We start from the raw sequence: 22,675 nt of genomic DNA on the forward strand, positions 1-22,675 counted from the left end.
GTTGCATGTCGGATTTAGCCGCTGGAGCGGAAAAATCACCCCAAAACAAGATCACGCTGCGCGCACAGCTACTCACCGCCCGTAGATCACTTACGGCCACCGACCGAGCCGCGGCCGCCACCCAACTTCAAGATCAAACCCTTGCTTTCGTACGCCGCTCCGCCCCGAAAACCCTCGCCGCCTACGTCCCGTCCCCCTCCGAGCCCGGCGGCCCCGCCCTGCCCGGCCTGCTCCGCGCCGCCCTGCCCACCGGCGGCCGCCTTCTCCTGCCGGTCCTCCTCCCCGACAACGACCTGGACTGGGCCGAGTACACCGGTTCCCTCACCCCCGCCACCCGAGGCCTCCACGAGCCTCCCGGCCCGCGCCTGGGCGTCACCGCCCACCGCGCCGCCGATCTGATCCTGGTCCCCGCCCTGGCCGTCGGCCGGGACGGCGCCCGCCTGGGCAAGGGCGGCGGCTCCTACGACCGAGCCCTGTCCCGCCTGCCACACCCGGGCCCTCTGGTCGTGGCGCTTCTCCACGAGCACGAAGCCCTGGACCACGTCCCCGCCGATCCCCACGACCGCCCGGTCGACGGCGCCCTCACCCCGTCCGGCTTCTCCCCACGTCCTATCTGACGCGGGACCACTGCCACGCCGCACCCCGCCCCGGACTCCTTACCGGGCCTCCAAGGCCCCCTCCGATCCTGGGTGCCTCCGCCGGGCTCCGGGGCTCTCTGCCACTCGCAGCCCAGTGGTCTTGTCGCGCCGCGCGCGTAGTTCGTCACATACGGCGGCTCGCCGGGGCCTCAGACACGGGCTGGAGTGGACGAATTGACCTCCGATGCCGCAACATTGGCACTCGGAGTTGGCGAGTGCCAGCAGCCGACAGATCCGGAGGAGCCGTGCCTACCTACCAGTACGCCTGCACCGAGTGCGGTGAGCAGCTCGAAGCCGTGCAATCGTTCTCCGACCCGGCACTGACCGAGTGCCCGAACTGCCACGGCAAGCTCCGTAAGGTGTTCAACTCGGTCGGCATCGTGTTCAAGGGCTCCGGGTTCTACCGCAACGACTCCCGGTCGGGCACCGTGAGCGCGGAGAAGTCCGCCGGCTCCGGCGACTCGGCGGCGAAGAAGCCGGAGAGCACCCCCGCCGCGGCCTCGGCCGCGTCCAGCTCGTCCACCACCGCGAGCAGTTCGTCCGCATCGAGCAGCACCTCCTCGAGCAGCGGTTCGACCTCCGGCGCGAAGGCCGCCGCAGCTTCCTGACACCTGACAAAAGGGCGTGCCGGACCCCGGCATGCCCTTTTGCGTGCCCGGCGTCCGATTCGACGCGCCAACGCTAGTCCCGGCCGGCGCCCGGTCCGGAGTTATCCACATTCCGCCGTTGTCCACAGGGCGCCCCGCACCCCTTCCGGATACCGCCTAATCTCGCCCGCCTGAGCAAGCGACCGAGGCGAGCGAACGGCGACGGGAGGGCGAGACCATGGGCCGAGCCGGCAATCGGAGCGACCGCCTGGATCCGGTGCGCCTGCGGCCACCCCGCCGCGGCACAGTGATCCGGCTGGGCGCGGTCCTGGTGCTGCTGGGCATCGCGGCCGTGCTGATCCGCTCCGGGCCGCCGGCCGGCCGCTGCGCTGCCCCGGTGGCCACCGCCAAGACCACGGCATCCACCGCGACGAGAAGCGGGCAGCCGGCGAGCAGCGGGCAGCCGGCGATCCCGGCCGGCACGGTCGGCGTCCCGGTGCGGCTGGCCGATCCGACAGCACTGGCCCTGGTCCATCCCGGCAACCGGGTCGACCTGTTACGGCTCGACGACGAGGGGGACACCACCCCGGTGGCCAGCGCCGCCCTGGTCCTCGACGTCACCGGCGCCGACGACCCGGCAACGGGCGGGCTGCTCCTGGCACTCGGCGGGGATCAGGCGGCACAGGCCGTCGCCGCCCCCGGCCGCGGCTTCGCCATCCTGATCCGCCCCGGCTGAGCAGGCGGCACAGGCCGTCACTGGCGGCATGGCTTCGCGCTCCCGATCCGCCCCGGCTGAGCGGGCAGCACGGGCCGTCACTGCCCCGACATGGCTTCGCGCTCCCGATCCGCCCCGGCTGAGCGGGCAGCACGGGCCGTCACTGGCGGCATGGCTTCGCGATCCCGATCCGCCTCGGCGCAGCAGCAAGCGACCCCCGGCCACCCGGTCGGGAGTCCGTGCGGCAGGCGAGCTCAGTCCCAGTGCGGGGGACGGTCGTCGAGCAGGCGATCGTCGTTGGAGTAGTCGCGCTCGCCCCAGCCACGCTCGGTGTCGTCCCGAGTCTGGTCGGGCAGCACCGGCGCCTCCTCCGAGTCGAAGTCGACCTCGCGCTCGGCGTCGTGATCCCGCTCGGGGCCATCCAGGATGTCCACGCCTAGAAGGGTAAGCCGACATCGCTTCGGCCGTCGTCCCCCTCCGGCTGTACCGTCGGTGAACGTGAGCTCCCCCACCCGTGGCCCGGACGACGACGCGTACTGGCAGCGGCCCACGCCGGACGCCGCCCCGCTCGCCCGGCCGCCTCAGGACCAGCCTGCCACCCCGGCGCCGCCGCCGTACCCGGGACCGCCGCGCACCGACCCGCCGGCGGCGTTCTGGCGCCCGCCGACGATCGCCACGCCGCCCCCGCCGCGGCAGATGCCCGCCCAGGACATGGACGCCATCGACGAGGCGGAGGGCTCGGCGCGGACCGTGACGTACGGGGTGGGCCTGGTCGCCGGCGCCGTGGCCCTGATCCTGATCTGCCTGCTCTGCGGCCGCGCCCTGCTCTGACCAACCGAAGGAGCGAAGCGCAGCCACAGAGCGAAGCCCAGCCACAGAGCGAAGCGCAGCCACAGAGCGAAGCGCAGCCACAGAGCGAAGCCCAGCCGAAAGCCAAAACGCCGCCGAGCCCAAGGCCCGGCGGCGCCGACAACCACACCGAAGGATCAGTAACTACCCCACACCGCGGTAGCCCCCGAGTCCCCGGTCTTGAACACGTAGTACCCGCTGCCCGCCGCCAGCACCAGCGCCAGCACGATGAACGCCACGTTCGCCACCGCCGGCAGCTGCCTGCCGGGCCGGAAGGTCAGCCCGACCATCACCAGGCTCACCACGCTGAGGCCGAGCACGAACCAGAGAAGCATCGAGCCGTAGTCCATGTGGTCGTTGAGGATCTCCAGGCCCTTGCCCTTCAAACCGTGCGAGACGAGCCGGTTGTACAGCTGCTCCCCGGACTCCTTCGCGACGAAGGTGGAGACCGGCGCCGCCACCGCGAGCAGCGCCACCGCCCAGCCGAGCCGTGGACGCCACTTCGCCGCGAGGGCGTAGACCACCGCGAGGACCGCGAGCAGTGGCACGAAGACCACCGCGGCGTGCAACACGAGCGCATGTACCGGCAAGCCGTTGACCTGGTCGAACACTTTTCCTCCTCGGTCCGGGGTGATCGCAAGCTTAGAAGTTATGTGACAGCGCAAACATCCCCCCGTCAGCATTTACCGCGGGATTCCGGTTCCGGTTCAGTCACGGACCAGTTGGGGAAACCGCCCACCCGTGTTGTCATGAACGCATGTCCACCGGTGAAGAGCTGTTGCGTACGCATGGTCTGCGCGTCACCCGTCCGCGCCTGGCCGTGCTCGAGGTCCTCACCGGCGGCGGGCACCTGGAGGTGGACGAGATCGCCCAGCGGGTGCGCACCCGGCTCGACTCGGTCTCCACCCAGGCGGTCTACGACGTGCTCGGCGCCCTGTCCCGGGCCGGCCTGGCGCGACGGATCGAGCCGGCCGGCAGTCCGGCCCGTTTCGAGGCCCGGGTCGGCGACAACCACCACCACATCGTCTGCCGTGGTTGCGGCGCGATCGCCGACGTGGACTGCGCGGTCGGCGAGCGGCCGTGCCTCACCCCGAGCCAGGGGCACGGGTTCGCGCTGGACGAGGCCGAGGTCACGTTCTGGGGTCTCTGCCCGGACTGCCAGACCCGGCGCCTGGCCGACACCGCCTGACCCACACCGGCGGCCGTGGCAGGCTGGGATGATGACGGGCGATGTTGGTCTCTTCGGACCGGACTCGATCACCTGGAAACTGCACAGCGAGCCGATCCTCATGCTCGGCGGTCTGCGCTCCCTCTACCTGCAGGCCCTGCACCCGCGCGCGGTCGCCGGCGTCGCGCAGAACTCGAACTACCGCACCGACATGTGGGGCCGCCTGGCCCGCACCTCGGACTACGTGGGCACGGTGGTCTACGGCAGCACCGCCGAGGCGGAGCAGGCCGGCGCCCGGCTGCGCCGGCTGCACTCCCGGCTCACCGCTGTCGATCCGCGCACCGGGGAGCGGTTCCGGCTCGACGATCCGGACCTGCTGCGCTGGGTGCACATCGCCGAGGTGGAGTCCTTCCTCACCACGGCGCGGCGCGCCGGAGTGCCGCTGACCCCGGCCGAGGTCGACGCCTACTACACCGAGCAGCTGCGGGCCGCGGAGCTGGTCGGCCTGGATCCGGCGACCGTCCCGGCCACCGCCGCCGAGGTGGCCGACTACTACGCCGCGCTGCGCCCGGAGCTGGGCCTGACCCGGGACGGCGCGGAGGCCGCGGCCTTCCTCACCGTCCCGCCGGTCCCGCGGAGCTGGGGCAGCCGGGCACTGCGCCTGGGCCTCACCCTCGGCCCGCCCCGCTGGGCCTACCTGGGCCTGGCCAGCACCGCGCTCGGCCTGCTCCCGCCGTGGGCCCGCAAGATGTACGGCGCCCCCGGCTGGCCCACCACCGACCTGGCCGCCGCCCTGTCCGCCCGTGGCCTGCGCGGTCTGCTGGCCGGCATCCTGGCCGTGCTGCCGGCGGATTATCGCGTGTCGCCGGCCCACCAGGCCGCCCTGGCCCGGGCCGGCCTCGGCTGATCACCCGGCCAGGTGCTCCACAGCGGCCCACGGCTCTTTCGCCGCGACGGAGGCACCGGCCGGGCACACCTTGCGGAAGTCGCACCAGCCGCAGAGCGATCCCGGGTTGGTCGGGAAGGCCTCGTCCGGGTCGGCGCCGGCGGCCACCGCTTTCTCCGCCGCCATGATGTCGGTGGCGGTCTCCTCGGCCCGGCGCACCTGCCGCGCGAGCGACTCGTCGGTGTGCTCGTGCGCGGCCACCGTCCCGGTCGGCAGGTGGTGCAGCTCGACGCGGTGGCACGGCCGGCGGAACACCCGCTGCGCCGCGTACGCGTACAGCGCGAGCGCCTGGGAGCCGCGGGCGTCGTCGGCGTCCAGCCCGGTGCGCCCGGTCTTGTAGTCGACGATCACCGCCTCCGGCCCCTCCGGACCGGTCCGGGCGTCGATCCGGTCAGCCCGGCCGTTCAGCGCGAGCACCGACGTCTTGGCGGCGACCACCCGCTCGACGCCGAGCGGCTCGTCCTCCGGGTCGAGGGTCGCCACGTAGGTCTCCAGCCAGTCGAGCGCCCGCCGATAGGCCGCGCGCTCCAGCTCGACGTCCCGGTAGCCCTCCCGGACCCAGGTGCTTTTCAGCAGGGTGGGCAGCGCGGCCGGCGCACGGCGCTCGGGCGGCAGGGCATACCAGTTCTTCAGCGCGGTGTGCACGCTGGCGCCCAGCGAATTGTGCGCCCAGGGTGGCCCCTTGGGCGGGACGGGACGGTCGACGTAGGAATATCGGTACCGCCGGGGGCAGTCGAGATATGCCCCGAGCTTGCTCGGAGTGCAGACGAAGAGACGCTCGGGCATCCCGGCGAAGCCGAGTTGCTCGGGGACGGCGGCACGGTTCCTGGTGGGGGGCACACGACAATCCTGCCAGCACCCACCGACAGGAAACGTCAGAGGCGCGGCGCGTACAGCTGCACGAAGGCGAAGATCGCGTCCGCGATGAGCTGCACCGCGATGGCCGCGAGCAGCAGACCGGCGATCCGGGTGAGCACCTCGATGCCGGCCGGCCGCAGCATCCTCACGATCAGCCCGGAGAACCGCAGCACCAGCCAGACGGTGGCCATCACGGCCAGGATCGCGGCCCCGAGGACCAGGTACTCGTCCAGGCTCTTCGCGCGCTGCACGAAGAGCATGGTGGCGACGATGGCACCGGGACCGGCCAGCAGCGGCGTGCCCAGCGGGACCAGCGCCACGTTGCTGGTGCCGCCCTGCTCGGCGGGCTCGTCGGTCTTGCCGGTGAGCAGCTGCAACGCGACCAGCACGAGGAGCAGGCCGCCGGCTCCCTGCAGGGCGGGGAGCTGCACGTGCAGGTAGTCCAGCAGGGTCTGCCCGGCGACCGCGAACCCGATGATCACACCGAGGGCGAGCAGCACCGCCTGGGTGCCGGCCCGGTTGCGGGCCTTCGCGGGCAGGGCGCCGGTGAGCGCGAGGAAGACCGGGACCATGCCGGGCGGGTCGACGATGACCAGCAGGGTCACGAAGAACTCACCGAACAGCTTGAGATTCACCCGATCAAGGTAGGACGCGGCACTCGTTCGCGCAGGCTGGTGCGGCGATCGTCACCCGAGGACGGTAACGCCGGTGGCCGCGGCGGCGATCTTCTCGAAGACTTCCGGGGCGGTGACGAAGGCACCCAGCTGGACCGTCTTGTGCGTACCGTGAAAATCGGACGAGCCAGTGACCACCAGGCCGAGCCGGTCCGCCAGCGATCTGATCTCCGCCCGCTCCGCGGGCGAATGGTCCTCGTGGTCGGCCTCCAGTCCGAAGAGGCCGGCGTCAGCCAGCTCGACGATCAGCTCGTCCGGCACCACCCGCCCCCGCTTGGTGGCCCGCGGGTGCGCGAAGACCGGCACCCCGCCCGCCGCACGCACCGCCGCGACGGCATCGAAAACATCAAGATCCGTTTTGGGTACGAAGTACCGCGCGCCCAGCCACGTCGACGCGAACGCCTCGGTGGTGCTGCCCACCAGCCCGGCCCGGATCAGCGCCTGCGCGATGTGCGGCCGGCCGACCGAGCCGCCCGCCGCGTACCCGTGCACCTCGTCCCAGGTGATCGGCACCCCGTCGGCCCGCAGTTTCTCCACGATCCGCTCGCCCCGCTGCTCCCGGTCGGTGCGCAGCAGCAGCATGGCCCGGGCCAGCGCCGGCTCCGCCGGGTCGAACAGGTACGCCAGCAGGTGCAGCGAGATCGACGGCTGCACCCCGTGCCACCGGCAGGAAAGCTCCGCCCCGCGCACCAGGCGGAGTCCGGCCGGACGGGCCGCCTCGGCCGCCGCCCAGCCGCCGGTGGTGTCGTGGTCGGTGATCGCCATGACGTCCAGCCCGGCTGCGGCGCCGGCCCGGACCAGCTCGGCCGGGGTCAGCGTGCCGTCGCTGGCGGTGGAGTGGCAGTGCAGATCGATCCGGCTGCTCAGGCGTCGTCTCCCTCGTCGTCCTTGCCCAGCCGGGCCTCGACCGCCTGCGGCTCGTACATCTCCTCGACCACCCGCAGGTACAGCTCGTTCGGGTTCGGCAGGTGCTTGACCTCGCGCAGCGCCTGGTCCTGGCCGGCCGACTCGAGAACGAACGTGCCGTAACTGAGCATCCGGCCGAGGGCGGACTGCTCGTACTTCATGTCGGTGACCCGCAGCAGGGGCATCATGGCCACCTTGCGGGTGACGATGCCGTTGACCACCATCACCCGTTTGTTGGTCAGGATGAAGCGGTCGAAATACCAGTCGAAGACCTTCCAGGCGACCCAGCTGATCACGCCGAGCCAGATCAGCACGGCGACGGTGACCATGCCGTTGATGTTCTGCCGGGTCAGGAAGCCGGCCAGGTAGCCGAGCAGCAGTGTCGCGCCGGCGCCGATGCCGAGCGGCGCGGACAGGTGGATCCAGTGCCGCTTCCACTCACCGCGGTAGCGCTCGGTGGGGAACAGATAGCGGGCGACCAGTGTGGTCGGTTCATCCTCCAGGGGGAGGAAGCGCCGCGGGCCGCCGCTGCGGTCGAGGCCTTCCAGCTCCTCCGGGGTGAAGGTGGGGTCCTCGTACTCGACCCGCTCCTCCGTGTAGGTCTCGGCGCGTGTCCGGCCAGGCTCGGTGTCCTCCATGGCGGGGTCCCGAAACTGGAAGTCCTCGTCGTCCTCCCGAGAGCGATGGCCGCCCTCGCCTCGCGGGTCGCGCGGCTCACCAGGATCCATGTAGAGATGCTACGCGACGAGGTCGGTGAAGAAGGTGCCGAAGCCCCGGGCGATGTCCGCGATCGTGCCTCCGAGTGACTCGAAGACGGCCGCGGCCGATCTCGGGTTGAAGGCGATAAAGAAGATCAAGAACGCAATACCAAGCCAGGTGAGGACCTTCTTGATCATGGCGGGCCTTCTCCTCTGGTGCGGGTGACAAACAGCGCCGCGGCAGTACTGACGGTATCAGCTTGGTCGCTTCGTGTGAACAAAGTGCCCAGAAAGCCGATTCTCCGGTCACACACGTCCGTGCAGGTACGGCGATGGCGCTCCGAACACGAGCTCGGGCGGCACTCCGTCGGAGAGGTCGTGCAGGACGACATGCTCCGCGAGGAGATAGCCCGCGCTTGCCGGCCACGCTACCGCATAGAGCCACATTCCCTTGGCCTCACTCACGTACGCGCTTCGATCCTCCGGAGACTTGACACACCACAGAGGAGTGGGGTGTCCGCCCACTTTGATCTTCGCGTGCGGGCCGCATCCGGCGCCGTGCTCGGCGAGCGCCTCGGAGAGCAGATAGCCGGGGTCGATGCCGGGAATGCCGGCGAACCGGGTGCCCAGGCCGACGCCCGGCTGCTCGGCGATGAAGACCAGGTCGGCCGGCCCGCCACCGAGCGGCTCCGGACCGCTGCAGGCGAGCGCGGTGGCGCGTACGCCGGAACGGTCGTCACCCGCCCAGCCGACCCCGGTGATCGTCCAGCCGGGCGGCAGCGGCCAGGGTCCCCAGAGCGGAATCCGCTCCGGGGCCGACGACGACTCCCGCAGCACCGTCCCGACTATCTCCGCATTGATGTGCTCGGCGACGTGGAACGGCGGAACGTCGCCACAGTTGTCGCAGCGCCAGTGGCTGTGCATCAGATCCGGCTTGCGGACCTGAGCAGCACATCTGGGGCAACTCACCGTGACACCCACACCTCATACCGTGCTGGTCCGGCAAGCCGCCGTCAAGCGGATCGGCAGAACACGGAAACCGGGGAGCAAGCCCCGGACCGGCGGGTATACACATGCACTTCGCCGCGGGGGCCCGGCGGATTCACCCTTGACCCGGGCATTTCACGGGCTAGGCTGTCGACTCGGTGGCGCCGTGGTTCGCACGCCGCGACGTTTCCGACAGGAGACGCAATGAGCGGCGGGGCCCTCCCCGGCACCCGCCGCCCACGCTCTGTTGGGAACGAGTTTGCCTTACCGTCCGTATCCATGTGAAGGACTTTCGGATGTGACGCAGCTCACATTTAGGTTTATTTACAGATCGTTTTGACGTCTGGTCGCGTTCCCAAAAACGGGACACAGGCAGGGCAAATGACCCAGATCACATGACCATGGAGAGAACCGCCGATGAGGCAGTGTCGGCAACCTGACACCATCTGCCTACTATCAGTTACGATATGGGCTCCCAGGTCGCCACGCCGTCCTCGCGCCAAAGGTGCCGCACACCACGTGTCGCGGCCCGCAGAGCGGGAATGGTGAACAGGTACCAGGAGTTTCATCCGACGAAAGCGATTCCCGCAGACGGAGGCATCATGGCGACGGTTGCGCTGACCACAGCGAACTTCGACGAGGTCACCAGCAAGGACGGCATCGTGCTGGTCGACTTCTGGGCCAGTTGGTGCGGGCCCTGCGTCCGCTTCGCCCCGACGTACGAGCGCTCCTCGGAGAAGCACCCGGAGATCACCTTCGGCAAGGTGGACACCGAGGCGGAGGCGGCCCTGGCCGCCAAGTTCGACATCCGGTCGATCCCGACGATCATGGCGGTGCGCGACGGCATCGTGGTGTTCGCCCAGCCCGGAGCTCTCCCCGAGCCGGCCTTGGAGAGCCTGATCGAGAAGGTCGAGCAGCTCGACATGGACGAGGTGCGCGAGCAGATCGCCGCACACAAGAAGGGTTCCGAGGCCAAGGCGCGCAGCACCGAGGAGCCCGCTCGCGCAGCGAGCTGACCAGCCACGACGAGGGCCCGCGGACCGTAACCGGTCCGCGGGCCCTCGGCTTTTCCACAGGGGTACGCCGTTGGTGTCCACAGTCTCCGGAAGTGGTGGACACGGGTCTCGTACGTGTGTTCGAATAACCGCCATGCGATGGTCCCATCTGTCGGCTGCCTCCGATTCGTTGGCCGGCCCCGACGACGGCTCGCTCCCGGACAGGGCAGCGCCGGCGGCTCCACCCCTGCCGCTGGCGCTGCCCGGCGCGACGGTCCGCACGTTCGACACCCCCGGGTTCGCCGGCATGACGTTCTACGAGATCCGCGCCAAGTCGCTGATCAACCGGGTGCCCGGCGCCTCCCGCGTGCCGTTCGAGTGGACCCTCAATCCCTATCGTGGCTGCTCCCACGCCTGCACGTATTGCCTGTCCGGTGACACCCCGATCCTGCTGGCCGACGGGTCCACCCGGCCGCTCGCGCAGCTGCGCCCGGGGGACTCGGTGATGGGCACGATGGGCGCCGGCCCGCACCGGCGTTACGTGCCGACCACCGTGCTCGACCACTGGGCCACCAGCAAGCCCGCCTTCCGGGTCACCCTCTCCGACGGCACCCGCCTGGTCTCCAGCGGCGACCACCGGTTCCTCACCGATCGCGGCTGGCGGCACGTGAGCCCGGCCGAGCCGCACCAGCCGGCTCTCGCCGTCGGCGACCTGATGTTCGGCGTGGGCCACTTCGCCGAGCCGCCCAAGGAGTCACCCGACTACCAGGCCGGCTTCCTCTGCGGCCTGCTCCGTGGTGACGCCGCCAGCCGGGCCGTCCGGGAGGGCGACGCCTGGGTCCGCGCCGACCTGTACCTGCAGGACGTCTCCCTGCCCGACGCGCTGCGCTGGCCCGAGCTGCCGTCCGGGGAGTGGTTCCGCGGTTTCCTGGCCGGCGCGTTCGGCGCGGTCGGCCGGGCCGAGCGGCTCGCCCTCGCCTTCGAGAGCACCGACCGGATCTACCTGCGCTGGATCACCGAGGCGCTCACCCACCTGGGCCTCACCAGCCGCACCGCGGTCCGCTGCCACGCGGGCCGTCCCGGCCGGGTGGAGACCGGACGGGACCTGTGGGCGGCGCTGCGCTTCCGGCACCTCACCGGCGTGCTGGACGCCCCGCTGGACGCCTCCGGCGTCGGGGTGCGGGCCGACCGGCGGCTCGCCGTCGCCGACATCGAGGACCTCGGGCTCACCCTGCCGCTGTTCGACATCTCCACCGGCACCGGCGACTTCATCGCCGACGGCGTGGTCAGCCACAACTGTTTCGCCCGCGGCACCCACAAATACCTGGACCTCGACTCCGGCCGTGACTTCGACACCCGAGTCGTGGTGAAGGTGAACGCCGGCGAGCTGATCCGCCAGGAGCTCGCCGACCGCCGCTGGTCCGGCGCCCCGATCGCGATGGGCACCAACGTCGACGTCTACCAGCGCGCCGAGGGCCGCTACCGGCTGATGCCGCAGATCCTGGCCGCGCTGCGCGACCACGCCAACCCGTTCTCCATCCTCACCAAGGGCACGCTGATCCTGCGCGACCTCGACCTGCTGCGCCAGGCCGCCGAGGTGACCCGGGTCAGCCTGGCCTTCTCGATCGGCTTCGTCGACGAGCGGGTCTGGCGCTCCGCCGAGCCCGGCACCCCCAGCCCGCGCCGCCGCCTCGACGCGGTCCGCCGGCTGACCGACGCCGGCTTCCCGGTCGGCGTCCTGCTGGCCCCGATCCTCCCGGGCCTCACCGACACCGAGGAGTCCATCGACGAGACGGTCAGCGCCATCGCCGCGGCCGGCGCCACCAGCGTCACCCCGATCCCGCTGCACCTGCGCCCCGGCGCCCGCGAGTGGTATGCGCCGTGGCTGGCCCGCGAGTACCCGGAGCTGGTCCCCCGGCACCGCGCCCTGTTCGCCAACGGCGCCTATTCCCCCCGCTCCTACCAGGACGAACTCTCCGCCCGAGTCCGCATGGCCGCCCGCCGCCACGGCCTGCACCGCCCGGCGAACGCCCAGTTCCGCTCGCTCACCCCGCAGGAGCCGCCCACCCCACGCACCGACCAGCTGACCCTCCTCTAAGCCGGCCGCGACCACTCCGGCGCAGCCGGCCGGCGGCCCACTCCGGCGCAGCCGGCCAGCGGCCCACTCCGGCGCAGCCGACCGGCGGCCCACTCCGGCGCAGCTCCCGGCACCCACCACGAACCAGCGGCCCCGCCACTGGCCGCGCCGTCCAATCGCCGCGCCGTCCAATCGCCGCGCTGCTAGGCGCCGCCCTGCCAGGCCGTCCGCTCGCCGCGCCGCCCAAATACCGCGCCGCCGACCCTCCGACGGCTACCTGCCGCTCCCCAACCGCCAGCTGCGGCCACCTGCCCCACCCGCCATGCCGGCTGCCACCTGCCCCACCCGCCATGCCGGCGGCCACCTGCGCGACGGGTGCGGCGCGCTGATGGGCACCGGCGACGAGACGTGGGTGGCGGGTGCGGAAGTGGATAAAGTCGAGGCATGCGAAGCGCTCAGCAGATCCTGGCGGACGCCAACGTCATCGCAGTGGTCGGAGCCTCCCGGGACCCGTTCAAGCCATCGCACACCGTCCCGCTCCAGATGCTGCGGCACGGTTGGCGGATCATCCCGGTCAACCCGTTCGTCGACGAGGTCTTCGGGGTGCGGACCGTGCCCACGCTGGCCGACCTGGACGAGCCGGTCGACCTGGTCGACATCTTCCGGCCGGCCCGGGACGCCGTCGAGGTGGTCCGGCAGGCCGTGGCGATCGGCGCGCCGGCGGTGTGGCTGCAGAGCGGCATCGTCTCCACCGAGGCCCGCAAGATCGCCGAGGAGGCCGGCATCGACTATGTCGAGGACCGCTGCCTGGCCGTCGAGCGGGCCGTCGGTCACCTCACCAAGCTGGCCTGACCCGCCGGCCCGGAGCCGCCCGAGCGGCCCGGACCGCGCAGCACCACCCAGGCCGGGAAAGCAGCACCACCCGGCCGGGTCGGGAAAGCTGCACCGGCCGCGCCGGGGAAGCAGCAGCACCCAGGCCGGGAAAGCAACACCAGCCGGGCCGGGAAAGCTGCACCGGCCGCGCCGGGGAAGCAGCAGCACCCAGGCCGGGAAGGCCACACCGGCCAGGCTGGGGAAGCAGCACCACCCAGGCCGGGAAGCAGCCAGGCCGGACCCCGGAACGGGACCCGGCCTCGCGGAAGACTCAGCGGAACTGGGCCTCGCGGACGCTGTTGCCGCCGTCGACCACCAGCATCTGCCCGGTGATGTACGAAGCCGCCGGCGAGCAGAGGAACGCCACCGCCGCCGCCACCTCGTCCGGCGTGCCCGGCCGCCCGATCGGGGTACCCAGGCCCTGCTTGATCTCGGTGACCGTCGACGCCGCCGTGTAGATCGTCCCCGGCGCCACGCAGTTGACGTTCACCCCGTCGGCGACCAGTTCCATCGCCAGCGCCCGGGTCAGGCCGACCACCCCGGCCTTCGCCGCCGCGTAGGCCGCCTCGGTGGGCAGCGCGTTGACCGGGCCGGCGGTGGCCGCCAGGTTCACGATCCGTCCCCAGCCGCGCTCCGACATGCCGCCGACGAACGCCCGGCTGCACAGGAACGCGGTGCTCAGGTTCCGGTCGATCTCCGCCTTCCACTCGTCGAGGGTCAGCTGGGCCACCGGGCGGAGCACCTCGGGGCTGGCCCGGCTCGCCAGGCCGGCGTTGTTGACCAGCACCTCGACGTCGCCGAGCTGGTCGGTGATCGCGTCGGCGAGCGCGCCCACCTCGGACTCGTCGGTCAGGTCCGCGACGAACCCGGTGATGCCCAGCTCGGAGGCCCGTTCGTGGATGCGCCGGGTGGTGGACACGATCGCCACCCGGGCGCCCAGGTCACGCAGCCGGCGTGCGGTCGCGTAGCCGATCCCGTCCGGGCTTCCCGCGCCGGTGACCAGCGCGACCTTTCCGTCCAACCGCAGTGTCACAGCAGCCTCCGCGCTCGCCTCCTCGAATTCGGCCTCGACCACCTCGGGAGTGATCTCGGCCGGACGGTCCGGGTCACTGCCGGGCACACCGGACCGGGGTGGGCGGCTGTCGGCCGGTCGGGTGGCGTCACGCCGTGAGGGGCTGCCACCGGAGGTGCGGGCGTCGAAGACCATGCGGCGATCCTGCCCGCTCCCGGGAGCCGGGGCAAACATCCGCGGTGCCGTGGCGTACGCAGCGTTCCGGCCGGGCACGACGCCCGACCTGCGGACCGACGCCCGCGGTGACGATTTTCCGACACGCCGGTAAGCCTGTCGTGGTCTCCCGGAAGAGGTGAACTAACCGCTGGTCAGCGGGGTGACCGGGGCCTCCTCGACGAACATCAGCGGGGCCTGGGCGCCGTAGTGGGCGGGCAGTTCGCGGCGCGCCCGGTCCACGTCCCGGGTGCCGATCTCCACGCCGGCGCCGTCGTGACGACTCCCCACGGTGACGATGCGCACCCCGCGCGCCGTCCAGAACGCCAGATCCGCCACCACCCGATCGTGCCAGTCAGCGAGCTCCGCGACGGCGTGTGCCGCGTCCCGGACGACGACGCAACTGTGCTCCGCGGCGTGCCGGATGAAGTCGTCGAACTCGGCGGCACCGGCCGGCACACGGTAGACGATCGCGCGTACCCGAAGCTGATCCACCTCGATCCCGGCGTAGCTGTCCCGGAACCGCGTCCGTCCGCCCTGCTCGATCCGCTCCATCGCGGCGCGCAGCGGCGCGGGGGTGACCGGCATCCGCACGCCACCCAGCACGGTGTGCTCCGGGGCCCGGCTGAACTCGCACCCGGCGGTCCGCCAGCCGCCCGCCAGCCCCGGCGCCGCGGGCTGGTCGGCGCCCTCGAACTCGCCACATCCGCCGATCATGAGCGCTCCGGCGAGGAGCAGCCGGCCGAGCCGTGACATCGCATCCTCCCTCAATACCCCGCGCCCGCCCGGCCCGCCACCGGAGCCGCTCTGGATGCAACGAGCCGGCCGGCCCACCGGGACGCGCCATCCACCGGAACCCCGCGAACCGGCGGCGCACGCCGAGGGTCCCGGCAGCCACGCCGGTCGCGGGCCGCTTCCGGACAATCAACCCCCTTTGGGGTACGCGCTGGGCAGCGCGCCACCGGCGTACCGAAAACCGGGGTTGATCAGGTCGGCAGGGACTCGTCGGCCAGGGCGGGAGCGGCGCGGGTCTGGCGAGCGGCGCCCAGGATCACCACGGCGACCCCGGCCACCAGCAGGGCGAGGCCCGGGAGCGCGCCGGATCGCGGGGACTGGCCGAGCCAGAGCCAGGCGAGCAGCGCGGCGCCCGGCACCTCCAGCAGGATCAGCACGCTGACGGTGGTGGCCGAGGTGTGCTGGAGCGCGTAGTTGAACATCGAGTGCCCGAGCAGCTGCGCGCCCACCACCAGCGCGAGGATCGCCGCCCAGGTGTCCCGGTCGTAGCCGGTCAGCCGGATGCCCGCGACCAGGCAGCCGGCCAGCAGGAGCAGCGCGCAGACGCCGTAGCAGATCCAGGTGTACGTGGTGGTGCTCAGCGCCGCCCGGGCCTGCTCGCCCAGCGCCGTGTAGACCGCCGCGAAGATCGCCCCGGCCAGCGCGAGCACGTCGGCGAGCACCGCCTGCCCGGAGACACCGACGTCGGCGCCGGTCGCCCAGGCCGCGCCGGCCACCGCCAGCACGATGCCGATCCAGCTCGCCGTCGACGGCCGCCGGCCCTGCCAGGCGGCGATCAGGCCCTGCCAGACCGGCTGGGTGGCGACCAGCGCTGTCGAAGTGGCCACCGTGCCCAACTGCACGCTCGGCATCCAGGTCGCGAAATGCGCTGCCAGGGCCACCCCGGCGAGCAGGCAGAACACCCCGGCCCGGCGGTGCGACCCGCGGATCGCCGCGCGCACCTCACCGCGCCGCGGCCCGGCGGCGACCGGGGTGAGCGCCACCGCCGCCAGCCCGTTGCGCCAGAACGCGACCGCCAGCGCGGGGGCCGCCGCGAACGCGATCAGCGGCCCCGACGACGAGACCGCGCACACCGCCACGGCCAGCGCCAACGCGGTCAGCAGCCGGATCGGTTGCCCTGATGAACGCACATTCATCACCGGCCGTCGCTATTCGCAGAGTGCAGCGGCGAGGTTTGCCACTGTCGGTTGGCGGACAGTGACGGAGTCGCTACAGTCACCGACGGCCGCATGGCCATTTCCATCCCTCGATGCCCAGGAGGCCGATTTCCATGCCCGCATACCGTGCGGTGGTGTTCGACTTCTTCGGCACCCTGACCCGCTCGGTTCAGCGCGGTCCGCAGCACGCCGACATCGCCCGGTCGCTCGGCGCGGACCCGGAAGCGATGCTCGGCGTGCTGAACCGGACGTTCCGGGCCCGGGCCTGCGGCCGATACGGATCGGCCGAGGCCACCCTGCGCTGGGTGATCGAGCAGGCGGGCGCCCGCCCGGCGCCGGCCGCCATCCGCGCCGCGATGCCGGCCCGGGTCGACGCCCTGCGCGCCGACACCCAGCTGCGGCCGGACGCGGTCAGCGCACTCACCGCGATCCGCCACCGCGGCGTCCGCACGGCGCTGATCAGCGACTGCACCCACGAGCTTCCCGCCTTCCTGCCCGGGCTCCCGGTGGCGCCGTTGCTGGACGCTCAGATCTTCTCCGTGGAGCTCGGTGTCTGCAAGCCGGACCCGCGGATCTACCTGGCGGCCTGTTCGCAGTTGGACGTCGCCCCGGAGGACTGCCTGTATGTCGGGGACGGCGGCAGCCACGAACTGTCCGGCGCGGCCGCCGTCGGCATGACGCCGGTGCGCCTGGCCGCCCACGACCTCGCGAACCACCTGGTCTTCGACGCGGACACCAACTTCGCCGGGCGGACCGTCCGGTCGCTCAGCGAGGTGCTCACGCTGCTGGACCACACTCCCGCTCTGGTCTGAGCGGCTTCGGCACCGGGCCGGCGGCCGGGCGGCGCTGTCACCTGAGGGCGCGTGGTGCGGCCGGGCGGCGCTGTCACCTGAGCACCTATGGTGCAGCCGCGCGACGCTGTCACCTGAGCGCGCATGGTGCGGCTGCGGGCGTGGAAGGATGACGGCGTGGCTGGTGTGCTTGAAGAGGCGATAAAAAAGGCGTCCATCGCCTGGATCTCGGTGGGCGACGGTCCGGCGTACGCGCTGTGGTGCATGCCCGTGGAGACGTCACTGGCCGTCATCACCGGGCCCGGCGAGCAGTTCGCCCCCGGCCTGGCCGAGGCCACCCGCGCGACGATCCGGCTGCGCGGCGACCACGGCGGCCTGATCGTGCGGACCGAGGCCACGGTGACCCGGCTGGATCCGTCCGGCGAGGAGTGGGCCGAGGTCGCCCCGCAGCTCGCCGGCAAACGCCTGAACGCCTCCGGCAGCGCCGAGGAGGTCACGGCCCGCTGGGCGGCGGGGTGCGCGCTGCTCCGGCTCACCCCGGTCGACGAGACGCTGCTCGCCGCCCCGGACCTCGGCGCCGACTCGGGTGCCGCGGCGCCGCGCGAGACTCCGGCCCGGGTACCCACCCGCAAGCCGTTCCGCCTCCACAAGGTGGTCCGCCGCTAGGCCGTCGGTCTCCCCCGGTTGCCGGCTGGGCGGGTTCCCTTCCGAGGTCGCCCTGTCCGGTGGCGAGGCGGCTCCTCGCAACGTCCGCCCCGGAACGTCGTCTCACCGGCAGGGGATCGCCTGACCGCCGCCCGCCGCCAGTCACGGTCCGCCACCGGTAGAGGTCCGCCACCGGTAGAGGTCCGCCACCAGTCGCGGCCCAGCCGCTGGTCACGGCCCACCGCCGGTCACGGTCTGCCCGCCAGGCCACCGGCGCTGCTGCTCACGACTCCGGCCGCCAGTCGCGACCCGCCGCCAATCACGGCCTGCCCGCCAAGCCAGGGCGCTCCTGCTCACGACCCCGGCCGCCAGTCGCGACCCACGGATGACCCGGGTCACATCGGGTTGCGATCCGTGGCCCGTTTCAGGTCGCAGTCCGACATTTCCGGTACGCCCCACGCTCCCGCACCGCCGCGCACAGGCCGGCTGGGCATGACGGTGGTGTCCAGGCCCGGGACAGCACCCTGAGCACCAGCCGAGGACTCCCGGCTGGCCGTGACGGTGGTATCCGGTCCCGGGACAGCACCCTGAGCACCAGCCGAGAGCTCCCGGCTGGCCGTGACGGTGGTATCCGGTCCCGGGACAGCACCCTGAGCACCAGCCGAGAGCTCCCGGCTGGCCGTGACGGTGGTATCCGGTCCCGGGACAGCACCCTGAGCACCAGCCGAGAGCTCCCGGCTGGCCGTGACGGTGGTATCCGGTCCCGGGACAGCACCCTGAGCACCAGCCGAGAGCTCCCGGCTGGCCGTGACGGTGGTATCCGGTCCCGGGACAGCACCCTGAGCACCAGCCGAGAGCTCCCGGCTGGGCATGACGGTGGTATCCAGGCCCGAGACAGCACCCTGAGCACCAGCCCGAAACCCCCGGCTGGCCGTGACGGTGGCATCCAGGCCCGAGACAGCACCCTGAGCACCAGCCCGAAACCCCCGGCTGGGCATGACGGTGGTGTCCGGGGCTGGGACAGGACCGTGAGTGCCAGCCGGGGGCTCCGGCTGGGTGTGACGGTGGTGTCCGGGGCCTGGACAGGACCGTGAGTGCCAGCTGGGGCTCTCGGCTGGGTGTGACGGTGGGGTGAGGGGCCGGGACAGGGCTGTGGGTGCCGGGCGGGGTCAGCCGATGAAGGGTGGGACCGCAATCCGGCCGGTGGCTACCGGGTGGACGTGGCCGCTCACCGTGGCGGAGGTGGCGACGCCGGCGCCGGCCGTCACGGTGCAGGTCAGCAGGGACTGGCGTTTCATCTCCAGGCCCTGGTGGACCCGGTAGGAGGAGACGCCGTCGCCGGGGAGCCAGCCGGCGCCGACCAGCCACACGCCCAGGCCCAGGGCGGCCGAGCCGGTGGCCGGGTCCTCCCAGACCGCGTCGCCGGGGACGAAGACGCGGGCGTGTGCCTCGCCGTCCGCCCAGGAGAAGACGCTCAGTTCGGTGATGCCGTGCCGTTCGGCGGCGCGGACGTCGAGGCGGACGGCGGGGAGGGCGGATCGGCGTACCGGAAGGAAGGTCCAATCCAGGCCACAGCCGGCCGTGCGGGGTGCCGCGGCCGTGTCCCCGACGAGATCCTCGGCCGTCAGGCCGGTCACCTCCAGCAGCGCGCCCGGATCGACCGGGTCGCCGAGCCGGGGCGTCGCGCCGGTGAGGGTGGCCGCACCCGCGGCGGTCACCTCGATCGGCAGCAGTCCCGCGCCGCACTCCTGCACCACCCGGCCGGGGCCGAAGCGGCCCTGGCGCATCAGGGTGACCGCGGTACCCACGCTGGGGTGCCCGGCGAACGGCAACTCGGTGGAACTGGTGAAGATCCGCACCCGGTAGGTCGCCTCGGGTGTGGTCGGCGGCAGCACGAACGTGGTCTCGGCCAGGTTGAACTCGCGGGCCAGGGTCTGCATCTGCTCGGCGGCGAGGTGCTCGGCACCGAACACCACCGCGAGCGGATTGCCGGCGAATGGTCGTTCCGTGAACACGTCGACGATCTCGTAGGCCACGGTGGACATGTCCGGACCCTAACCTAATCTGAGGCGGTGACCATGGGGACGAGGGTTTATCTGGCCCGACTGGCCGGGCTTCCGGTGTTCGACCCCAACGGCGACCGGGTCGGCCGGGTGCGGGACGCGGTGGTGCGGCTGCGCACCACGAACCGGCCGCCGCAGATCGTCGGGCTGGTGGCCGAGATGGCGCTGCGCCGACGGATCTTCCTGCCGATCGGCCGGATCACCAGCATGGACGCCGAGTCGGTTGCGCTCGGCACCGGCTCGCTGAACCTGCGCCGGTTCGAGAAGCGGCCGAACGAGCTGCTGGTCCTGGAGGACCTGCTGGACCGCCGGGTGACGGTGGTTCCGGAGCAGCGGGACGATCAGGAGCACCAGGCCGTGGTCGTCGACATCGGCATGGAGCTCAACCGCAACACCGAATGGGTGATCACCCGGGTCGCGGTCCGCGAGCACACCGGGCGGCTGGCCCGGCGCGGGCACGTCTACCAGGTGGAGTACGACCGCGCCCGCGGCCTGGTCGGCCCCACCGACACCCAGGGCACCTCGAGCCTGCTGGCCCTGCTCGACCAGATGCGCCCCGCCGACATGGCCAACGCGCTGCAGGACCTGCCGGACGCCCGGCGCAACGAGGTGGCCGCCGCGCTGAGCGACCGCAAGCTCGCCGACGTGCTGGAGGAGCTGCCCGAGCACGACCAGGTGGAGATCCTGGCCCGGCTGGACCGGGAGCGGGCCGCCGACGTACTGGAGCGGATGGACCCGGACGATGCCGCCGACCTGCTGGCCGAGCTGCCCAAGGCGGAGCAGACGGTGCTGCTGGACCTGATGGAGCCGGAGGAGGCAGCCCCGGTCCGGCAGCTGATGAGCTACCGGCCGGGCACCGCCGGCAGCGTGATGACCTCGGAGCCGGTGATCATGACGCCGGACGCGACGGTCGCCGAGGCGCTGGCCCGGATCCGCGAGCCCGACCTGTCACCGGTGGTGGCCGCGCAGGTGTTCGTCGCCCGCGCGCCCAGCGCCACGCCGACCGGGAAGTATCTGGGGATGGTGCACTTCCAGCGACTGCTGCGCGAGCCGCCGTCCTCGATCGTCGGCGGGCTGGTGGACAGCGGGATCGAGCCGCTGCGGCCGGACATCGGGTTGCCCGAGATCACCCGGCGGATGGCGACGTACGACCTGGTGGCGATGCCGGTGGTGGACGGGACGCACCGGCTGCTGGGCGCGGTCACCGTCGACGACGTGCTGGACCACTCGCTGCCCCGGGACTGGCGTGACCGCGACGCCCACGACGACGAGCTGGAGGCGTCGTGAGCGAGCCGCGGCGGGACCGGCTGGATCAGCCCCGGGAGCCGGGGCGGGTCCGGCTGCCGAAATTCGACCCGGAGGCGTTCGGCCGCTGGTCGGAGAGCATCGCGCGGTACATGGGCACGGCGAAGTTCATCGTCTACATGACAGTGGTGATCGGTGTCTGGTTCGCCTGGAACCGGGTGATGCCGGCGAAGCTGCAGTTCGATCCGTACCCGTTCGGCTTCCTCACCCTGGTCCTGTCGCTGCAGGCGTCGTACGCCGCGCCGCTGATCCTGCTCGCGCAGAACCGGCAGGCCGACCGGGACCGGATCGCCATGGACGAGGATCGACGCCGGGCGCAGATGCAGAAGGCCGACACCGAGTACCTGGCCCGCGAGATCGCCTCCCTGCGGATCGCCGTGGGCGACGTCGCGACCAGGGACTTCATCCGCTCCGAGCTGACCCGGCTGGCCACCGAGCTGGACGACGCGGCGCTGCGCCGGGAGAAGCGGGCGCGTATGGAGTGGGAGGAAGACCACCCCTGACCTCGGCATTACCGGGACGTAGCATGGGCAGCATGTCCGCTCCAGCCTCAACTCTCGAGGACGCGATCCAGGCTGCCTTGGCGACCGTCGACGACCCCGAGATCCGCCGCCCGATCACCGACCTCGGCATGGTCCAGGGTTTCACCGTCAGCGACGGCCTGGTCAAGGTCGATCTGCTGCTCACCGTCGCCGGCTGCCCCCTGCGCGACAAGCTGAACGCCGACATCACCGCCGCCGTCACCAAGATCCCTGGGATCACCGGCGCGGAGATCAACTTCGGGGTGATGAACGAGGAACAGCGCAAGGCACTGCAGACCACGCTGCGCGGCGGGGGGACCGCCGAGCCGGTGATCCCGTTCGCCCAGCCCGGCTCCCGGACCCGAGTCTACGCGGTGGCCAGCGGCAAGGGCGGGGTCGGCAAGTCGAGCGTCACGGTCAACCTGGCCGCCGCGCTCGCCAAGCGCGGCCTGTCGGTCGGCGTGGTCGACGCCGACATCTACGGCCACTCGGTGCCCCGCATGCTCGGTGTGGAGAGCAAGCCCACCCGGGTGGAAGACATGATCATGCCGCCGCAGTCGCACGGCGTGAAGGTGATCTCGATCGGCATGTTCACCGCCGGCAACGCGGCGGTGGTCTGGCGTGGCCCGATGCTGCACCGGGCGCTGCAGCAGTTCCTCGCCGACGTCTACTGGGGCGACCTGGACGTGCTGCTGCTCGACCTGCCGCCGGGCACCGGTGACGTGGCCATCTCCCTGGCCCAGCTCCTGCCGAACGCGGAGATCCTGGTGGTCACCACCCCGCAGATGGCCGCCGCCGAGGTGGCCGAGCGGGCCGGCGCGATCGCGCTGCAGACCCACCAGCGCCTGGTCGGCGTGGTGGAGAACATGTCCTGGCTGGAGCTGCCGGACGGGTCCCGGATGGAGGTCTTCGGCGCCGGTGGTGGCGAGACCGTCGCCGAGTCGCTGACCAAGACGGTCGGCGCGCGGGTGCCGCTGCTGGGTCAGATCCCGCTGGACACCCGGGTGCGCGAGGCCGGCGACGCCGGAAACCCGATCGTGCTGGCCGACCCGGCGGCTCCGGCCGCCAAGGCGCTCGACGAGGTCGCCGACAAGCTGGCGGTCCGCCGCGAGTCCCTGGTCGGCAAGCCGCTCGGCCTGATGGTCAACGCCAAGCGCAGCTAGGTCGTGATAGCCAACCGGTGACGTGGCGGGAAACCGCGG

26 protein-coding genes are annotated in these 22,675 nt (G+C 72.1%); 13 read left to right on the forward strand and 13 right to left on the reverse strand.

Going from position 1 to position 22,675, the window contains the following annotated elements:
• Positions 1–5: 5 nt before the first annotated feature.
• Positions 6–617: a 5-formyltetrahydrofolate cyclo-ligase gene (locus tag Actob_RS40755; RefSeq protein ID WP_284917305.1), complete on the forward strand. Its 612-nt coding sequence runs from the start codon at positions 6–8 to the stop codon at positions 615–617.
• Between the two features lie 421 nt (positions 618–1,038).
• Here the strand turns inward: Actob_RS40755 and Actob_RS40760 are convergent, their stop codons facing one another.
• Complete coding sequence (locus Actob_RS40760) at positions 1,039–1,194, reverse strand: hypothetical protein (protein WP_284922555.1); 156 nt, start codon at positions 1,192–1,194, stop codon at positions 1,039–1,041.
• Positions 1,195–1,502: 308 nt separating this feature from the next.
• On the opposite strand from Actob_RS40760, the gene Actob_RS40765 reads away from it, so the two are divergent.
• Positions 1,503–1,961: a hypothetical protein gene (locus Actob_RS40765; RefSeq protein WP_284917306.1), complete on the forward strand. Its 459-nt coding sequence runs from the start codon at positions 1,503–1,505 to the stop codon at positions 1,959–1,961.
• A 233-nt stretch (positions 1,962–2,194) separates the two neighbouring features.
• Here the strand turns inward: Actob_RS40765 and Actob_RS40770 are convergent, their stop codons facing one another.
• Positions 2,195–2,374: a hypothetical protein gene (locus tag Actob_RS40770; RefSeq protein ID WP_284917307.1), complete on the reverse strand. Its 180-nt coding sequence runs from the start codon at positions 2,372–2,374 to the stop codon at positions 2,195–2,197.
• A 64-nt stretch (positions 2,375–2,438) separates the two neighbouring features.
• On the opposite strand from Actob_RS40770, the gene Actob_RS40775 reads away from it, so the two are divergent.
• Positions 2,439–2,771, forward strand: coding sequence for a translation initiation factor 2 (locus Actob_RS40775; protein ID WP_284917308.1), 333 nt, complete (start codon positions 2,439–2,441; stop codon positions 2,769–2,771).
• A gap of 155 nt (positions 2,772–2,926) precedes the next feature.
• On the opposite strand, the gene Actob_RS40780 is transcribed toward Actob_RS40775, so the two are convergent.
• Positions 2,927–3,400 carry a DUF2231 domain-containing protein gene (locus tag Actob_RS40780; RefSeq protein ID WP_284917309.1) on the reverse strand — a complete coding sequence of 158 codons (474 nt, stop codon included), beginning with the start codon at positions 3,398–3,400 and terminating at the stop codon, positions 2,927–2,929.
• A gap of 146 nt (positions 3,401–3,546) precedes the next feature.
• Here Actob_RS40780 and Actob_RS40785 point away from each other — a divergent pair, with 146 nt between their 5' ends.
• Positions 3,547–3,978 (forward strand): Fur family transcriptional regulator, encoded by a 432-nt coding sequence (locus Actob_RS40785; RefSeq protein WP_284917310.1) that lies wholly within the window; start codon positions 3,547–3,549, stop codon positions 3,976–3,978.
• Positions 3,979–4,006: 28 nt separating this feature from the next.
• Positions 4,007–4,864 (forward strand): oxygenase MpaB family protein, encoded by an 858-nt coding sequence (locus tag Actob_RS40790; RefSeq protein ID WP_284917311.1) that lies wholly within the window; start codon positions 4,007–4,009, stop codon positions 4,862–4,864.
• Here Actob_RS40790 and Actob_RS40795 read toward each other — a convergent pair whose 3' ends face one another.
• The 6 genes from Actob_RS40795 to Actob_RS40820 form a co-directional block, all read right to left on the reverse strand.
• Positions 4,865–5,689, reverse strand: a complete 825-nt coding sequence (locus Actob_RS40795) for a RecB family exonuclease (protein WP_284922497.1) — start codon at positions 5,687–5,689, stop codon at positions 4,865–4,867.
• 89 nt (positions 5,690–5,778) lie between these two features.
• Positions 5,779–6,396 (reverse strand): MarC family protein, encoded by a 618-nt coding sequence (locus tag Actob_RS40800; RefSeq protein WP_284917312.1) that lies wholly within the window; start codon positions 6,394–6,396, stop codon positions 5,779–5,781.
• 51 nt (positions 6,397–6,447) lie between these two features.
• Positions 6,448–7,302, reverse strand: a complete 855-nt coding sequence (locus Actob_RS40805) for a PHP domain-containing protein (RefSeq protein ID WP_284922498.1) — start codon at positions 7,300–7,302, stop codon at positions 6,448–6,450.
• Complete coding sequence (locus Actob_RS40810) at positions 7,299–8,069, reverse strand: PH domain-containing protein (RefSeq protein ID WP_284917313.1); 771 nt, start codon at positions 8,067–8,069, stop codon at positions 7,299–7,301. Before Actob_RS40810 ends, Actob_RS40805 begins: the two co-directional genes overlap by 4 nt.
• A gap of 9 nt (positions 8,070–8,078) precedes the next feature.
• Positions 8,079–8,237, reverse strand: coding sequence for a hypothetical protein (locus Actob_RS40815; protein ID WP_014447648.1), 159 nt, complete (start codon positions 8,235–8,237; stop codon positions 8,079–8,081).
• A gap of 108 nt (positions 8,238–8,345) precedes the next feature.
• Positions 8,346–8,963 (reverse strand): DUF6758 family protein, encoded by a 618-nt coding sequence (locus tag Actob_RS40820; protein ID WP_284917314.1) that lies wholly within the window; start codon positions 8,961–8,963, stop codon positions 8,346–8,348.
• A 665-nt stretch (positions 8,964–9,628) separates the two neighbouring features.
• Between Actob_RS40820 and Actob_RS40825 the strand changes: the two genes are divergently transcribed.
• The 3 genes from Actob_RS40825 to Actob_RS40835 all read left to right on the forward strand — a co-directional run bounded on the left by Actob_RS40825 (position 9,629) and on the right by Actob_RS40835 (position 12,950).
• On the forward strand, positions 9,629–10,042 hold the full coding sequence (locus Actob_RS40825) for a thioredoxin family protein (RefSeq protein WP_284917315.1): 414 nt from the start codon (positions 9,629–9,631) through the stop codon (positions 10,040–10,042).
• A 133-nt stretch (positions 10,043–10,175) separates the two neighbouring features.
• A complete protein-coding gene (locus Actob_RS40830; protein ID WP_284917316.1) occupies positions 10,176–12,119 on the forward strand; it encodes an intein-containing Rv2578c family radical SAM protein in 1,944 nt (647 codons plus the stop codon).
• 423 nt (positions 12,120–12,542) lie between these two features.
• Positions 12,543–12,950 carry a CoA-binding protein gene (locus tag Actob_RS40835; protein ID WP_284917317.1) on the forward strand — a complete coding sequence of 136 codons (408 nt, stop codon included), beginning with the start codon at positions 12,543–12,545 and terminating at the stop codon, positions 12,948–12,950.
• Between the two features lie 292 nt (positions 12,951–13,242).
• On the opposite strand, the gene Actob_RS40840 is transcribed toward Actob_RS40835, so the two are convergent.
• From Actob_RS40840 to Actob_RS40850, 3 genes are all read right to left on the reverse strand, one after another.
• The gene (locus Actob_RS40840) at positions 13,243–14,178 is read right to left on the reverse strand and encodes an SDR family NAD(P)-dependent oxidoreductase (protein WP_185037959.1); all 936 of its coding nucleotides are present in this window, start codon (positions 14,176–14,178) and stop codon (positions 13,243–13,245) included.
• A gap of 162 nt (positions 14,179–14,340) precedes the next feature.
• Positions 14,341–14,952, reverse strand: a complete 612-nt coding sequence (locus Actob_RS40845; protein WP_284917318.1) for an OTU domain-containing protein — start codon at positions 14,950–14,952, stop codon at positions 14,341–14,343.
• Between the two features lie 230 nt (positions 14,953–15,182).
• A complete protein-coding gene (locus tag Actob_RS40850) occupies positions 15,183–16,127 on the reverse strand; it encodes a DMT family transporter (RefSeq protein WP_284922499.1) in 945 nt (314 codons plus the stop codon).
• A gap of 134 nt (positions 16,128–16,261) precedes the next feature.
• Between Actob_RS40850 and Actob_RS40855 the strand changes: the two genes are divergently transcribed.
• Both Actob_RS40855 and Actob_RS40860 read left to right on the forward strand, forming a co-directional pair.
• Positions 16,262–16,960, forward strand: coding sequence for an HAD family hydrolase (locus Actob_RS40855; RefSeq protein ID WP_284917319.1), 699 nt, complete (start codon positions 16,262–16,264; stop codon positions 16,958–16,960).
• Between the two features lie 123 nt (positions 16,961–17,083).
• Entirely contained in the window at positions 17,084–17,605 is a 522-nt protein-coding gene (locus tag Actob_RS40860) for a hypothetical protein (protein ID WP_284917320.1), read from the forward strand.
• Between the two features lie 1,148 nt (positions 17,606–18,753).
• On the opposite strand, the gene Actob_RS40865 is transcribed toward Actob_RS40860, so the two are convergent.
• On the reverse strand, positions 18,754–19,629 hold the full coding sequence (locus tag Actob_RS40865; RefSeq protein ID WP_284917321.1) for a PhzF family phenazine biosynthesis protein: 876 nt from the start codon (positions 19,627–19,629) through the stop codon (positions 18,754–18,756).
• Positions 19,630–19,656: 27 nt separating this feature from the next.
• Between Actob_RS40865 and Actob_RS40870 the strand changes: the two genes are divergently transcribed.
• The 3 genes from Actob_RS40870 to Actob_RS40880 are packed head-to-tail and all read left to right on the forward strand — an operon-like array spanning position 19,657 to position 22,636.
• The gene (locus Actob_RS40870; RefSeq protein WP_284917322.1) at positions 19,657–20,934 is read left to right on the forward strand and encodes a magnesium transporter MgtE N-terminal domain-containing protein; all 1,278 of its coding nucleotides are present in this window, start codon (positions 19,657–19,659) and stop codon (positions 20,932–20,934) included.
• On the forward strand, positions 20,931–21,455 hold the full coding sequence (locus Actob_RS40875; RefSeq protein ID WP_284917323.1) for a DUF1003 domain-containing protein: 525 nt from the start codon (positions 20,931–20,933) through the stop codon (positions 21,453–21,455). Before Actob_RS40870 ends, Actob_RS40875 begins: the two co-directional genes overlap by 4 nt.
• 32 nt (positions 21,456–21,487) lie before the next feature.
• The gene (locus tag Actob_RS40880) at positions 21,488–22,636 is read left to right on the forward strand and encodes an Mrp/NBP35 family ATP-binding protein (protein WP_284917324.1); all 1,149 of its coding nucleotides are present in this window, start codon (positions 21,488–21,490) and stop codon (positions 22,634–22,636) included.
• Positions 22,637–22,675: the final 39 nt, after the last annotated feature.

It is taken from the genome of Actinoplanes oblitus (assembly GCF_030252345.1).
Classification (GTDB): Bacteria; Actinomycetota; Actinomycetes; order Mycobacteriales; family Micromonosporaceae; genus Actinoplanes; species Actinoplanes oblitus.

Coding starts and splice junctions, on each gene's coding strand:
- Actob_RS40830 (WP_284917316.1), top strand. CDS start 10,176: ATGCGATGGTCCCATCTGTCGGCTGCCTCCGATTCGTTGGCCGGCCCC.
- Actob_RS40835 (WP_284917317.1), top strand. CDS start 12,543: ATGCGAAGCGCTCAGCAGATCCTGGCGGACGCCAACGTCATCGCAGTG.
- Actob_RS40755 (WP_284917305.1), top strand. CDS start 6: ATGTCGGATTTAGCCGCTGGAGCGGAAAAATCACCCCAAAACAAGATC.
- Actob_RS40785 (WP_284917310.1), top strand. CDS start 3,547: ATGTCCACCGGTGAAGAGCTGTTGCGTACGCATGGTCTGCGCGTCACC.
- Actob_RS40795 (WP_284922497.1), bottom strand. CDS start 5,689: ATGCCCGAGCGTCTCTTCGTCTGCACTCCGAGCAAGCTCGGGGCATAT.
- Actob_RS40850 (WP_284922499.1), bottom strand. CDS start 16,127: ATGAATGTGCGTTCATCAGGGCAACCGATCCGGCTGCTGACCGCGTTG.
- Actob_RS40810 (WP_284917313.1), bottom strand. CDS start 8,069: ATGGATCCTGGTGAGCCGCGCGACCCGCGAGGCGAGGGCGGCCATCGC.
- Actob_RS40825 (WP_284917315.1), top strand. CDS start 9,629: ATGGCGACGGTTGCGCTGACCACAGCGAACTTCGACGAGGTCACCAGC.
- Actob_RS40840 (WP_185037959.1), bottom strand. CDS start 14,178: ATGGTCTTCGACGCCCGCACCTCCGGTGGCAGCCCCTCACGGCGTGAC.
- Actob_RS40820 (WP_284917314.1), bottom strand. CDS start 8,963: ATGCACAGCCACTGGCGCTGCGACAACTGTGGCGACGTTCCGCCGTTC.
- Actob_RS40880 (WP_284917324.1), top strand. CDS start 21,488: ATGTCCGCTCCAGCCTCAACTCTCGAGGACGCGATCCAGGCTGCCTTG.
- Actob_RS40845 (WP_284917318.1), bottom strand. CDS start 14,952: ATGTCACGGCTCGGCCGGCTGCTCCTCGCCGGAGCGCTCATGATCGGC.
- Actob_RS40790 (WP_284917311.1), top strand. CDS start 4,007: ATGATGACGGGCGATGTTGGTCTCTTCGGACCGGACTCGATCACCTGG.
- Actob_RS40865 (WP_284917321.1), bottom strand. CDS start 19,629: ATGTCCACCGTGGCCTACGAGATCGTCGACGTGTTCACGGAACGACCA.
- Actob_RS40860 (WP_284917320.1), top strand. CDS start 17,084: ATGGTGCGGCTGCGGGCGTGGAAGGATGACGGCGTGGCTGGTGTGCTT.
- Actob_RS40815 (WP_014447648.1), bottom strand. CDS start 8,237: ATGATCAAGAAGGTCCTCACCTGGCTTGGTATTGCGTTCTTGATCTTC.
- Actob_RS40855 (WP_284917319.1), top strand. CDS start 16,262: ATGCCCGCATACCGTGCGGTGGTGTTCGACTTCTTCGGCACCCTGACC.